At 65.2% G+C, this 12607-nt stretch carries 12 protein-coding genes; 10 read left to right on the forward strand and 2 right to left on the reverse strand.

The features are described 5' to 3' along the window. Positions 1-179: 179 nt before the first annotated feature. Entirely contained in the window at positions 180-2279 is a 2100-nt protein-coding gene (locus AC2CQI_RS23515) for a collagen-like triple helix repeat-containing protein (protein WP_484578034.1), read from the forward strand. Between the two features lie 106 nt (positions 2280-2385). Further along, positions 2386-4056, forward strand: a complete 1671-nt coding sequence (locus AC2CQI_RS23520; protein ID WP_075804665.1) for a ShlB/FhaC/HecB family hemolysin secretion/activation protein — start codon at positions 2386-2388, stop codon at positions 4054-4056. A 112-nt stretch (positions 4057-4168) separates the two neighbouring features. Here AC2CQI_RS23520 and AC2CQI_RS23525 read toward each other — a convergent pair whose 3' ends face one another. Together AC2CQI_RS23525 and AC2CQI_RS23530 are read right to left on the reverse strand one after the other, a co-directional pair. Further along, positions 4169-4585 carry a response regulator gene (locus AC2CQI_RS23525; protein WP_075804664.1) on the reverse strand — a complete coding sequence of 139 codons (417 nt, stop codon included), beginning with the start codon at positions 4583-4585 and terminating at the stop codon, positions 4169-4171. A 75-nt stretch (positions 4586-4660) separates the two neighbouring features. Further along, positions 4661-4849: a Flp family type IVb pilin gene (locus tag AC2CQI_RS23530; RefSeq protein WP_075804663.1), complete on the reverse strand. Its 189-nt coding sequence runs from the start codon at positions 4847-4849 to the stop codon at positions 4661-4663. 319 nt (positions 4850-5168) lie between these two features. On the opposite strand from AC2CQI_RS23530, the gene cpaB reads away from it, so the two are divergent. From cpaB to AC2CQI_RS23570, 8 genes are read left to right on the forward strand one after another with little or no spacing between them, the layout of a single operon-like run. Then, positions 5169-6098 carry a Flp pilus assembly protein CpaB gene (cpaB, locus tag AC2CQI_RS23535; protein ID WP_075804662.1) on the forward strand — a complete coding sequence of 310 codons (930 nt, stop codon included), beginning with the start codon at positions 5169-5171 and terminating at the stop codon, positions 6096-6098. 22 nt (positions 6099-6120) lie between these two features. Continuing rightward, the gene (locus AC2CQI_RS23540; protein ID WP_484578035.1) at positions 6121-7356 is read left to right on the forward strand and encodes a type II and III secretion system protein family protein; all 1236 of its coding nucleotides are present in this window, start codon (positions 6121-6123) and stop codon (positions 7354-7356) included. Beyond that, entirely contained in the window at positions 7353-8549 is a 1197-nt protein-coding gene (locus AC2CQI_RS23545; protein ID WP_484578036.1) for a CpaE/TadZ family protein, read from the forward strand. Before AC2CQI_RS23540 ends, AC2CQI_RS23545 begins: the two co-directional genes overlap by 4 nt. Before the next feature lie 8 nt (positions 8550-8557). Next, positions 8558-9826 (forward strand): TadA family conjugal transfer-associated ATPase, encoded by a 1269-nt coding sequence (locus AC2CQI_RS23550; protein ID WP_484578037.1) that lies wholly within the window; start codon positions 8558-8560, stop codon positions 9824-9826. Next, the gene (locus AC2CQI_RS23555; RefSeq protein ID WP_484578038.1) at positions 9823-10704 is read left to right on the forward strand and encodes a type II secretion system F family protein; all 882 of its coding nucleotides are present in this window, start codon (positions 9823-9825) and stop codon (positions 10702-10704) included. Before AC2CQI_RS23550 ends, AC2CQI_RS23555 begins: the two co-directional genes overlap by 4 nt. Position 10705: 1 nt before the next feature. Then, positions 10706-11590 (forward strand): type II secretion system F family protein, encoded by an 885-nt coding sequence (locus AC2CQI_RS23560; protein ID WP_484578039.1) that lies wholly within the window; start codon positions 10706-10708, stop codon positions 11588-11590. A 16-nt stretch (positions 11591-11606) separates the two neighbouring features. Next, positions 11607-12284: a tetratricopeptide repeat protein gene (locus tag AC2CQI_RS23565; RefSeq protein ID WP_484578040.1), complete on the forward strand. Its 678-nt coding sequence runs from the start codon at positions 11607-11609 to the stop codon at positions 12282-12284. Next, on the forward strand, positions 12281-12562 hold the full coding sequence (locus AC2CQI_RS23570) for a DUF3613 domain-containing protein (RefSeq protein WP_484578041.1): 282 nt from the start codon (positions 12281-12283) through the stop codon (positions 12560-12562). Before AC2CQI_RS23565 ends, AC2CQI_RS23570 begins: the two co-directional genes overlap by 4 nt. The last annotated feature ends 45 nt before the right edge of the window (positions 12563-12607 follow it).

Below are 12607 nucleotides of genomic sequence, written 5' to 3' on the forward strand. Positions count from 1 at the left end.
TTTCAACCTTCTGAAATAGAAGGATTTTTTTTGCCATCACCAACGTATATATCCGGTTAATACCAAGTTCAGAATTGTGACACCACGCCCGCCGGACTGAGATAGCTGCACCGACGCGGATTTCCGTCCTGGAGTTTCCGCATACATAAAGCAGCGGCAGCGAAAGCAATGGAGTCGCCATGAACACTCAAGCGTGGATGAAAGCAAGTTCGGCACTGGCACTGGTGATGGCTGTGAGCCTCTCGGCAGGATGCAGCAGCGGTGGTGGCGGTTCTCATAGCGTGGTCGACGAATCTTCACCGGCTGCGGCCGATGCTGCGACCGGCGACGCCGGCTCGGGCACCACCGACAGCGGTACCGGCGGTACTGCGGGCAGTGGTGGTGGCAGCACCGGAACCGGAACCGGCGGTTCGGGTGGCGGTGGCAGTGGTGACGGAACGGTGATCGGTGGCACTGGTGGCACGGGCGGCACCGATGGAGCAGGTGGCTCGGCCGGTACAGGCGGGAATGGTTCCACAGGTGGAACTGGCACCACTACCAGCAATCCGCTGATTACCGCCCAGGTCGCAGATCAGGCAGGCTCCGCAGTTTCCGCACTGGGCAATGCCGTCAGCGGCGCCGGTGGGAGCGTCAATGGCCTGCCGGTACTGGGCGATACCGCCGGTGGCCTGGTCGGCAGTGTGGGAGCTACCGTCTCCACCATTGGTGGTGGCGTCAGTTCGGGGCTGGGCCAACTCGGTACCGGCAACAACGCGATCGGCAACACGCTCGGCAGCGTCGGCGCCGGTGTTGCGCAACTCGGCAGCGGCGTGCAGGGCCTGGCCAACAGCGGTGTGATCGAACAGGTGCCCGTGGTCAACAGTGTCGTGGGTTCTCTGGGCACCACCGTGGTCGCCCTGGGCGACACTATCAGCGGTGCTACCTCTTCCGGCCCGCTGAACAATGTTACCCAGCAGTTGAACACCGGCGCTGTGCAACTCGTGGCGCTGGTGGAAAACACTGCAGGTACCCTGGGCGAAACCACCGGCCTCGGTGCGCCACTCAACTCGGTGCTGAAAACCGTAGGTACTGCCGTCACCTCTGTCGGCCAGCAGGTCGCGGGTGCGGGTGGCAATCAGGTGACCGACCTGGCTGGCGGCTTGGTCGCAACCGTGGGCAATATCGCTGGCAAGGCGGGTGATCTGGTGGGCGGCGGTAATGCCAATGGCGGCGGTGCACCAGGTACTGGCGGGCTTCTGGAAACCGTGGGCGGGGTGGTCGCCGGTGTCGGCGGTGGCCTGACTGTACATGACCCGGATGGCGTGGTCGGTACCACCGCTGTGAACCTGTTGGGTGTGGGCAACCTGCTGGCTTCGGCCGGGCCTGTGGTCGGCGGTACTGGTCACGTCAACAACGGACCTGCCCCTTATCTCACTGCTACGGTTACCAGCACCGTGGGCGGCGTCGTGCAGCCGGTGGTCGACACTGCGCTGGGTGTGACGCAGCAGGTGGGCGCTGCAACCGGGCTTGGTACTGTGGTCAGCGGTGTGACCAATAACCTCGGCGGTGCGCTTACCAGCCTTGGTGCGCAAACCAACCCTGGGCCGACCAACCCGGTCGGCGAACGCCTGGCCATCAGTGTGGGTGCCCTGGGTGACACTGTCACCAGCGTGGGCACGGTGCTGAACGGCCCGGGCACCGGGAATGGCGGCCTTGGCGGCGCCTTGGGCGGTGTGACCGGTGCCTTGGGCGGCGCTACCGGCGGTACTGGCGGTCTTGGTGCCGTGACGGGCACCGTAGGTGGTGTGGTGAACAGCGTGACCGGTGCCCTGGGCGGTGCTACCGGCGGTACTGGCGGTCTTGGCGCCGTGACGGGCACCGTGGGCGGTGTGGTGAACAGCGTGACCGGCACCCTGGGCGGTGCTACCGGCGGAACTGGCGGTCTCGGCGCCGTGACGGGCACCGTGGGCGGTGTGGTGAACAGCGTGACCGGCACCCTGGGCGGTGCTACCGGCGGAACTGGCGGTCTCGGCGCCGTGACGGGCACCGTGGGCGGTGTGGTGAACAGCGTGACCGGCACCCTGGGTGGTGCTACCGGCGGCACTGGTGGTCTCGGCGCCGTTACCGGGACGGTTGGCGGCGTGGTCAATACCGTGACCGGGGCGCTCGGTGGTGCAACCGCGGGCACCGGTGCTGGCGTAGCGGTCTCGGGCGGCGCCGGCACCACCGCCACGGGTACCGGAGGTCTGGGGGGAGTGCTGAACGGCGTGACGGGTGGTTTATTGGGTGGTGCGAAGTAAAAAGCCATCATCCTGGTTAGACGATCTTACGGGCAACACCTACGCTTGAGTCTGACGAGGGAACCGTCTTGGTTCCCTCGTACTTTTCAGGATGATGGAGTGTCCTATGCGGTCGATGGCAATCGCGTTAGTGAGTCTTTCCTGGGTAAGTGCGCTACAGGCCGAGCCACTTCCCACTTTTCTGAACAGCAACGAAACTGAACGCAACCTGCCGGCACCCAACCTGCCGGCAGATGCATTTCGGCCGTCCACACCGCAGCTTCAGATGCCGACCCCCGCAGCCAGTCAGCCTCAGGCGCTGATGATGAACACCCGGGTACTGATCCGCAAAGTGCGTATCGAGGGGGGGAGCGTCTACCCGCTAAGCGAACTGAGTGACAATTACAAGGACCTGTTGAACCGCGAGGTCACCATTGCCGATCTGATCGAGGCCACCCGGCGCCTGACCCAGCGATACCAGCAGGATGGTTACCTGTTGTCCTACGCCTTTTTGCCGGTGCAGGATTTTGCCGAAGGTCGCCTGCGTGTGGTTTTGGTCGAGGGCTATATTCGTGATCACGAGATGCAGGGCGATATTGGCCGGGTCTCGGTCTACCTGGACAAGCTCGTTGCCAAGCTCAAGGCCGAGCGCCCGCTGACCCGGAAAACCTTCGACCGCTACACCACCCTCATGAGCCGGGTGCCCGGTATCACCCTGCAGGCGCGGGTGCCCCCACCTTCGACCACCGATGGGGCCAGTAAACTGTTCGTGCAGGCCGCGCGCAAGCCTTTCACGACCACTATGAGCCTCAGTGATAGCAGCCGCGACGATCTCCAGGTACTGCTGGGTGCCAGCAGCAACGCGCAAACGGCGTTCGCAGAACAATTGAGCGTCAGTGCGTTGGCACCACCCGGGCAAGACAAGGAGCACTATTTCCGTGCTGACTATTCGCAGTACCTTAACAGCGAAGGGACGCAACTGGCGCTGTCGGCCTCGCGCTATCGCAGCGATCCCAGCGCGGTGATCCGCCTGGACAACGGCGTCGATCTCAAGCAGCACCGGGAAAACGACCGTTATTCAGTAGGTCTCAACCATCCCCTGATCGCGTCGCCCAACGAATGGCTAGGTGTGTCGGCGCGTTTTTACGCGGTGGACGACACTACGGATTACCGGGTGCTGCGCGGCTCGCAGAAAGTCAGTATCGAGACCGATATCCGTGCGCTGGCCTTCGAGGGCGACTGGCGCAAGGCCACGGACCGGCAACTGCGCATCCTCAGCGCCGGGGTGTACCAGGGCTTCGACCGCTTTGGTGCCAACACCGACGCCGACTATGACCTGGATTTCTTCCGCCTGCGCCTTTCCGGCGTCCAGAGCGATCGTTTCGCCGACAACTGGCAAGGGGTGGTTTCTGCGGCTTTGTACTGGACCGACGACAGTCTGCCCGACAGCGAGCGCGCGGTGTTTGGGGGGCAGAACTTCGGTCGGGGGTACCCGGTCGACCAGGCCTCCGGCGACAAGGGCTGGGGGGCGGCCTACGAGCTCAACTACAGCTTTCGACGTGAGGGTGAGTGGGTAAAGTTGCTTCAGCCCTATGTGGTGCTGGATGCGGCGAAGACCTGGTTCAATGAATTGCAGGTTCAGGACTCGAAAATGTCCTCGGCGGCCCTGGGCCTGCGCTTTGGTGATGCGCACTACTACAACATCTCGCTGGAGGTGGCCAAGCCGATGTCCGACATCGCCCTGGACAGCTTCAACCGGCGGCCGCGGTTTACCGTGAGTTTCAGCTATCAACTCTGAGGAGTGCGGGTGTTGCTAATGGCCTCATCGCTGGCAAGCCAGCTCCCACAGTGTCTGCGGCGCCGCCGAACCTGTGGGAGCTGGCTTGCCAGCGATGAGGCCAATAGGTATTTCAGTGAGCCACCCGCCGCCCCTGCGCAACCTCCGGCGGAAACAGGTTCCCCAGGGTCTCCAGCAACCGGATGTGATAGATGGGCTTGCGGAACAGGTCCAGCACTTCCAGTTGGCGCAGCTCGGTCACCGCATCGAGGTTGGCATGCCCGGTGGTGACGATCACCGGCAGGTGCTGGCGCGCGGTGTGCTCGCGCAGGCGTTTGATCAGGGAAATACCGGATTCTTCCGGCATGTTCAGGTCGGTGATGACCAGGGCGATATCCGGATGCCGGGTCAACTGCTGAAGGGCGTTTTTCACCGACGTCGCCACATGGCAACGGAAGCCCTCGTTTTCCAGCAGTTCGGCCAGTTCCAGCAACGCGTCCTCTTCATCATCCACCAACAGCAGTTGTTCTCGTGGGCGGGAAGCTGGCATGGCGCTGTCCTGTCATGCGGTGGCGATAGACCAGCGGGGCACGGCGTGATGACCCCGCTGGACAGCTCGAAAGACTCAGGCCGGGTTCAGCGCGCCCTGGATACTCGTGAAGATGGTGGTTACGCCTTCGGAGATGGTCGGCACGAACGCCACCAGTGCTACGGCAACCATGGCCGCGACCAGTGCGTACTCGATACCCGATGCGCCGTCCGTGCGCTGGCAGAACTTCCGAATGGATTGAATGACTTTTTTAGTGACCGACATGATGTAGCTCCTTGCGCCAGAAAGGCCTGTAACACGGGGGCTTGGGTGATTCCCCTTCGCCATCAGAGCATCGTCAAGAGTTAACACCTGAGCAAATGTAAGAAAGCATTAATCCCAAAGTGATAGCGGAAAGCCGCCGCCAATAACCCGTTGTTTTCAAAACGTGATGCACGTCACAGGGAAAAATTTGCACAAGCGTAATGGCGTTTTGTCCTAGCTCAACTACCGTGAAATAGCGAAATAGTTACTTCCAACGTGTGGGTTCAAGCCTGTTAACAAGAAGTCACGGGCTGCGGAATGAGGCAGGGAGGGGCCAGCCATGAGCAGTCGCATCACCTTGATTCTTGCCGGACTGTTCCTTTTAGGGGCGATCTTCGCCGGCTACTGGGGCCTGGTCCTCAGCAAGCGGCCTGAACCTTCCGCCCCTGTCGCGCAACCCGCCGTTCCGCCAGTGACCCAGGCGGTCAACACGGCCCAGGACGAATTGCGCAAACCGGTGGTGGTGCTGCGCCGCGATGTTGCCGCCAACCAGCCGTTGAATACCGAAGACCTTGCCGTGGAGCGCCTGCTGGTGGCGCCGGCCGGCAGTTTCCAGACCCTTGAACAGGTTGCCGGACGCACCCCCTGGCGCGACCTGCCGGCCGGCACCTGGCTGGAGGAGAGCAGCTTCGAGGCCGGTGGTCCGCTGGCGCGGATGATCGGGCCCGGCGAGCGCGCCCTGACCCTGGCGGTCGATGAGGTCAGCGGCGCCGCCGGTTACCTGCGCCCTGGCGACTATGTGGATGTGCTGGTCTACCTGCGGGAAGAACAGGCCAATCCGCTGGCCAGCGCCCAGGTGGTGGTGCCGGCCCTGCGCGTGCTCAGCGTCGGCCAGCAGATCGGCGTGGCTCGCGACGGGCGCACTGCCGAACCCCTCGACCCCGATCCCAAGGCCCGCGAGGAAAAGCGCCGCACCCCGGCCCGCACCGTCGTGGTCGCGGTGCCCCAGGCCCTGGCCAGCCGCCTGACCCTCGCTGCCCAGGGCGGCAAGGTGGACCTGGCGGTGCGCAGCGCCGAAGAAAAGCTGCTGGCCACGTACTGGGCCGATCCGAAGACCGCCACCCGCGCCGTCGAGGATGCCACCCGCCAGCTCTATCGCTTCAACCAACTGGCCATGACCGCCCCGGCGCCTGGCCCGGCTGCGGCGCCGGTGGCCAGGCGTGGAATCGAGATCATTCGGGGCGCGCAGGCGCCCGAGACACTTCACTGAATTCAGCAAGGATGCCCCTTCGATGAGCCATCGTTCCTCGCGGATTTCCACCTGCACCCTGGTCGCCTCGTTGCTGGCCCTGTTGCCGCCGGCCCAGGCCCAGGCAGCGGTCAGCGGTTGTGCGGCGCTGCCGCGGGTGCCGGCCACCCTCGAGATCGACCAGGGCCTGCAACAGGAACTGCGCCTGCCGGTGAGCATCAGCCGCGCGGCGGTAGGCGATCCCAAGGTTGCCGATGTGCATGCGGTGGGCAACGACGCCGTGCTGCTCACCGCCATGGGCCCAGGCGCCACCAGCCTGAGCCTGTGGACGTCCTGCTCGAGCACGCCACGCCAGACCATGATCTTCGTGCGCGGCCAGGCCAGCGCCGACATGGCCGTGGCCCAGGAAGCCGACCTGCCGATGCAGATCCAGGCTGATATCCGCTTTGTCGAGGTCAGCCGGAGCAAACTCAAGGAGGCCGGGGCCAGGCTGTTCTTCAAAGGCTCCAACAGTTCGCTGATCGGCTCTCCGGGCACCGTGCCGGGGACCCTGGTGTCGCCGGGCAACGTGCCAGTGACCACGCCACTGATCCCGCTCGACAACGGTGCCTTCAATATCGTCTGGGGTGGGGGCAGCAGCCGCTTCCTCGCCGCGATCAATGCCCTGGAGAACACCGGCTTCGCCTACACCCTGGCGCGTCCCAGCCTGACCGTGCTCAGCGGCATGACCGCGAGCTTCCTCGCCGGTGGCGAAATCCCCATCCCGGTGCCCAGCAGCGGTAGCGACAGCCTGTCGATCGAGTACAAGGAGTTCGGCATCCGCCTGGCCCTGTCGCCTACGGTGGTCAGCCGTGATCGCATCAGCCTCAAGGTGGCCCCGGAGGTCAGCGAGCTGGACTTCACCAATGCCGTGCAGATCGCCGGTGTCACGGTGCCGGCACTGAAGGTGCGACGTACCGATACCAGCATCTCCCTGGCCGATGGTGAGAGCTTCGTGATCAGCGGCCTGATCAATACCAGCAACCGCTCCGCCGTGGACAAATTCCCCGGTCTTGGCGACATCCCGGTGCTTGGCGCGCTGTTCCGCCAGTCGTCGGTGCAGCGCGAAGAAACCGAACTGCTGATGGTGGTCACCCCGCATCTGGTCCGGCCGCTGGCGGCCAACGCGCAATTGCCCGAACTACCGGGCGAGCGCCTGCGCACCTATGACCCGAGCTGGGGCCGGCTGTTCTTCCTGGAAAACGGCGACTTCGATCGCAAGAGTGGGTTATCCCGATGAGCGAGAGCCTGAGCCAGACCTTCCTGGCGCTCACCCGCAACGAGGGTGACCTGCAGTGGTTGCAATCGGCCCTGACGCCGCTGGGGCAAGTGGTCGGCGCCGGCAGCGGCAGCCTCGACGAGCTGCTGGCGCTGGTCGACGTGACCTTCGCCAACCTGCTGTTCGTCGGCCTTGACCGCGAACATGTGGTCAACCAGTGCGCGTTGATCGAAGGGGTGCTGGAAGCCAAGCCGATGCTGGCCATCGTTGCCCTCGGCGACGGCATGGACAATCAGCTGGTGCTCAACGCCATGCGCGCCGGGGCACGGGATTTCGTCGCCTATGGTTCGCGGGCCAGCGAAGTGGCCGGCCTGGTCCGGCGCCTGGGCAAGCGCCTGCCGCCGGTGACCACCAATCCGCACCTGGGCGGCCTCACCGTGCTCTATGGCACCGAGTGTGGTTCGGACGGCGCGCTGCTCAGCGTGCACCTCGGGCAGGTGGTGCAGAAGAGCGGCCAGCAGACCCTGCTGCTCGACCTCGGCCTGCCCCGCGCCGACAGCCTGGCGCTGCTCGGCCTGGAAGCCTCGTTCCACTTCGGCGACGCCCTGCGCCATTTGCGCCGGCTCGACAGTACCCTGATCGACAGTGCCTTCCCCCGGGAAAACAGCGGCCTGCGCCTGCTCGCCTATGCCCCCGGCGACGAGCCCCTGGAACGCACCAGTGCGGCCGAGCTGTACATGCTCCTCAGCGCCCTGCGCCAGCATTTCCAGCACATCATCGTCAACCTCACCGGGCAGGTCGATTGCGAAGCGCTGCGGACCTTCGTCAGCCACTGCGACAAACTGATCTGGTACACCGACCAGAATGTCATCGAATGCCGGCGCAACCTGGAAGTGCTGAACAGCTGGCGGGAAAAGGGCATGAACCTGGAGCACGCCAAGCTGCTGGTCGACCGCTACCTGCGCAGTGTGATCCCGGATGCCGAGGCCCTCGGCAAGCGTTTCGCCCTGCCGGTGCTGAGCGAACTGCCGGCCAGCGCCGAGGTGCGCCTGAACGCGCGCAACCAGGGCCTGAGCCTGTTCGAGCTGGCCCCGCGGGACAACCTCACCCACGGCCTGAAGACCCTCGGCGAGCGCCTGGCGCGGCGCTCGGAAAACATCAAGCCGAAGCCCGACAGCTGGCTCAGCCGGTTGTGGGGTGCCAAGCATGATTAGTGACGGCCATGAGTAGCGACGAACTGTTCGGTGGCCCCCGGCACAACCTCGGTTCCGATCCGCAGGCGCTCAAGCGTGCCCTGCACCGCTACATCATCGACGCCATCGAAGACTCCGGGCGCAATCTGCTGGAGGGCTCGCGGCCGGCGCTGGCGCAGTTCGTCGTCGAGCAGGTCGGCGAGTACATCGCCCGCCTGCACCTGGCGCTGTCCCGGTATGAAATGGAACGCATGGCCGAGGAGCTGGTGGACGAGCTCACCGGCTTCGGTCCGCTCGAGGTGCTGCTGCGCGACAGCAGTGTCACCGAGATCCTGGTCAACGGTCCGTTCCGGGTGTTCGTCGAGCGGGCCGGGGTGCTGCACCAGACCGACCTGCGCTTTATCGATTCGCACCATGTCGAGCGGGTCATGCAGCGCATCCTCGCCCCCCTGGGCCGGCGCCTGGACGAGTCGTCGCCGATGGTCGATGCGCGCATGCCCGACGGCAGCCGGGTCAACGCGATCATCCCGCCGGTGGCGCTGGACGGGCCCTGCCTGTCGATCCGCAAATTCCGCAAGGACATGCTCAAGAGCGCCGACCTGCTGGCGACCCGGGCGATCGATCCGGCGATCCTCGAGTTTTTCCAGACCGCCGTGGGCAAGCGCTGCAATATCCTGGTCAGCGGCGGTACCGGTACCGGCAAGACCACCTTGCTCAATATCCTCAGCCAGTTGATCAGCCCCCGCGAGCGCCTGGTGACCATCGAGGACGTGGCCGAGCTGCAACTGGATCACCCACACGTGGTGCGCCTGGAAACCCGCCCGCCGAATGCCGAGGGCCATGGCGAGATCAAGGCCAGCGAACTGATCCGCAACGCCCTGCGCATGCGCCCCGACCGCATCATCCTCGGCGAGATCCGCGGCGTCGAAGTGATCGACGTGCTGACCGCGATGAACACCGGCCACGACGGTTCCATGAGCACGGTGCACGCCAACACCGCCCAGGACGCGCTGCTGCGCCTGGAAACCCTGGTCGGCCTGACTGGGCGTCAGGTCGCGGAGAAGACCCTGCGGCAGATGATCTGCGCCGCCCTCGACGTGGTCATCCAGCTGACCCGTCTGCCCGACGGGCGCCGTTGCATCAGCGAAGTGCTGGAGGTGGTCGGGCTGCGTGACGACGTCTACGTCACCAACACCCTGTTCCGTTTCGATCGCCGTGGCGGCGGCGGTTTCGTGCGCGAGGCGGTCAACCCGGCCGGCGACAAGCTGCGCCGCGACCCCCAGGAGCCGTTGTCATGATCGCGGTGATCCTCGGCCTGTTCGGGCTGATCCTGCTGGCGACCTCGGTCGGGCTGTTCTATCACGGCGTGCGCAAGTCGGCGGCGGAGCGCACCTTGCAACGCCTGGGGCAACTGCCCGAGCCGGTGGCGCTGCAGGCGCCGGTCCGCAGTTCGCTGGAGTTGCTGCTGTTGCGCGCGGGCTTCGACTATCGCACCGACCGTTTCATGTTCTGGGGCGCGGGCTGGTTGCTGCTGATCGCCCTGGCCGGCAGCCTGGCGGGCTGGCCGGGGGCGGGAGCCGTGCTGGTGCTCGGGCCGCTGCTGTGGCGTGGGTACATGAGCTGGCGCTATCACCGCCGGCTGCGGCGGATGATCGAGCAATTGCCGACCCTGCTGGACCATGCGGTGCGCAGCCTCAAGGCCGGGCGCACCCTGAACGATGCGGTGCTTGGTGCAGTGGAGATTGCCGAGGACCCGCTGAAAAGCGCGATGCAGCGCGTGCAGCGCAATGTGCAGATGGGCGCCAGCCTCGACGAGGCGCTGCACGATCTGGCCGAGCTGTACGCCCAGGACGAGTTCCGCGTGTTTGCCCTGGGGCTGCGCATCAACCACCGCTATGGCGGCAACGCCAGCGAGTTGCTGGAGAACCTGATCAAGCTGATCCGCGAGCGCGAGCAGGGCGCCCGCCAGTTGCGCGCGATGACTGGCGAAACGCGGATGACCGCGATGGTCCTGGCCCTGCTGCCGATCTGCATGGTCGGTTATTTCATGGTGGCCAACCCCGGCTACCTGCTGTCGATGTGGAACAATCACAGCGGCCAGATGATGTTGCTGGCCGCGTTCATCCTGCAGGTGCTGGGCTGCGTCGCGCTGTGGCGCATGTTGCGGAGTATCTGAGATGGCCTTGCTGATCAGCGCCGTGCTGTTCTTCCTGACCTTCCTGCTGCTGGTGACGACCCTCGCCAGACAGCACCGCCGCGAGCGCCTGATCGCCCTGCGCCTGCAAGGCAAACCGCTGGAAGAAGTCCGCGAGGACGGCTGGTTGCATCGCCTGGGCAACAGCGCCCTGGCCCAGCGCTCGCTGAACCTGGACGGTGAGACGCGCATGCTGCTCGACCGGATTGGCTGGCGCCGTTCGCGCCAGCGCTCGCTGTATGCCGCGTTGCAGGTCGGTGTGCCGCTGCTGATGGCGCTGGCGGCGGTGCTGGTGCAGCAGGTCGCTTACCCGGCCAGCCATACGCCGTGGCTGCTGCCGATGTTCGGCCTCGGGATCGGTTACCTGCTGCCCAAGCGCGTCCTCGCCTGGGCGGCGGCGAGGCGGCAGCGGCTGATCGCCGAGGAAGTCTCCAGTTTCATTCCGCTGCTGCGCATCCTCTTCGACTCCGGCCTGGCGGTGGAGCAAAGCCTGCGCATTCTCAGCAGCGAAGGCCGGGAGTTGTTGCCGGTGCTCAGCGAAGAGCTGCGCCTGGTTCTGATCCGGGTCGATTCCGGCCTGGCCCTGGCCCCCGAGCTGGAGCAGACGGCGAAGCTGCTGTCGGTGGACGAGTTCAGCGACACCTGTGTGATTCTCCAGCAACTGCTGGTGCAGGGCGGTGGCGCGATGAAGTCGCTGCTGGCGTTGAAGCAGTTGCTCGATGACCGGCGCCTGACCCGGCTGCAGGAAAGGATTTCGAAGATGTCCGGGAAAATGTCCATCGTCATGATGGTGTTTCTGTTTCCCGCCTTGTTGATCGTTCTGGCCGGCCCCGGGCTCACTGCCCTGGCGCGGGCCTTCAGTTCCTGAAGTGGGGGAGTGCGGGATGAAAGTCGCGGGATTGATCATCGGTGTGCTGCTGTTGAGCGGTTGTGCCGGGCAGAATGGCGTGCCCTGGCTGGCGCAATCGACACCGGGCGCCTGCGCGCGGCCCGACTCCTCGCAGGAGCTGGGCCTGAACATGGCGGATGAGCTGCTGGCCGACGGCCGCCCCCACGCCAGCCTGGCGCATCTGGAAGAGATGCCGGACAGCCTGATCCAGGTGCGGGTGCGCAAGGCCAAGGTCTTGCGCCTGCTTGGCAGCAGCGAGGCCGAGCCGCTGTATCGCGGGTTGCTTGGCACCTGCATGGGCGCCGAGGCGGAGCATGGCCTGGGGCAACTGGCGGCGGACCGTGGCGACAAGGTCCAGGCCCGCCAGCACCTGATGCGCGCCGCGCGGCTGGCGCCGACCGACGAGAAGATCCGCAATGACCTCGGAGTGGTCTATCTGGAGCAGGGCGAGCTGGAGAAGGCGCGCTTCGAATTCCTCACCGCCATCGAACTCAAGGATGACCGCCTGGCGGCGGTCAACCTGGTGACCCTGTTGCTGTACCAGGACAAGTGGCAGCAGGCCGCCGACCTGGTCAGCCGCCTGGGGCTGAGCGCCGCGCAGTTCAGCGAAGCCCAGGCCCGTGCCGAGCAACTCAAACCTGGCGGCGCGCAGCCGCCGAGGAGTCCGTCATGAAGGCTCGTATCCTCACCTTGACCTTGCTTGCCAGCCTGCCCCTGGTCGCCAGCGCCATGCCGCCGGGGCCGTCGTCGAAATCCCAGCTCGCCACGGAAACCTGGCTGCAGTTGCAACCGAGCGGACTGCATGCCTCGGACAAGCCGCAGACGCAGACGGCGCGGGAGTACGACAAGAGCATGGAGCGCTGGTTGAATGTGTATAAGTACAAGATTCCGGAGGTCTTCAAGTGGGAGAAGATGGACAGTGGCGGGGCGAAAGGCGGAGGAGACAATTAGCCTTGTGTTGCTTGTGATGGCCTCATCGCTGGCAAGCCAGCTCCC

It is taken from the genome of Pseudomonas sp. P2S-1, assembly GCF_057197725.1.

Coding starts and splice junctions, on each gene's coding strand:
- AC2CQI_RS23545 (WP_484578036.1), top strand. CDS start 7,353: ATGAGCGAGAGCCTGAGCCAGACCTTCCTGGCGCTCACCCGCAACGAG.
- AC2CQI_RS23550 (WP_484578037.1), top strand. CDS start 8,558: ATGAGTAGCGACGAACTGTTCGGTGGCCCCCGGCACAACCTCGGTTCC.
- AC2CQI_RS23560 (WP_484578039.1), top strand. CDS start 10,706: ATGGCCTTGCTGATCAGCGCCGTGCTGTTCTTCCTGACCTTCCTGCTG.
- AC2CQI_RS23565 (WP_484578040.1), top strand. CDS start 11,607: ATGAAAGTCGCGGGATTGATCATCGGTGTGCTGCTGTTGAGCGGTTGT.
- AC2CQI_RS23530 (WP_075804663.1), bottom strand. CDS start 4,849: ATGTCGGTCACTAAAAAAGTCATTCAATCCATTCGGAAGTTCTGCCAG.
- AC2CQI_RS23540 (WP_484578035.1), top strand. CDS start 6,121: ATGAGCCATCGTTCCTCGCGGATTTCCACCTGCACCCTGGTCGCCTCG.
- AC2CQI_RS23515 (WP_484578034.1), top strand. CDS start 180: ATGAACACTCAAGCGTGGATGAAAGCAAGTTCGGCACTGGCACTGGTG.
- AC2CQI_RS23555 (WP_484578038.1), top strand. CDS start 9,823: ATGATCGCGGTGATCCTCGGCCTGTTCGGGCTGATCCTGCTGGCGACC.
- AC2CQI_RS23520 (WP_075804665.1), top strand. CDS start 2,386: ATGCGGTCGATGGCAATCGCGTTAGTGAGTCTTTCCTGGGTAAGTGCG.
- AC2CQI_RS23525 (WP_075804664.1), bottom strand. CDS start 4,585: ATGCCAGCTTCCCGCCCACGAGAACAACTGCTGTTGGTGGATGATGAA.
- AC2CQI_RS23570 (WP_484578041.1), top strand. CDS start 12,281: ATGAAGGCTCGTATCCTCACCTTGACCTTGCTTGCCAGCCTGCCCCTG.
- cpaB (WP_075804662.1), top strand. CDS start 5,169: ATGAGCAGTCGCATCACCTTGATTCTTGCCGGACTGTTCCTTTTAGGG.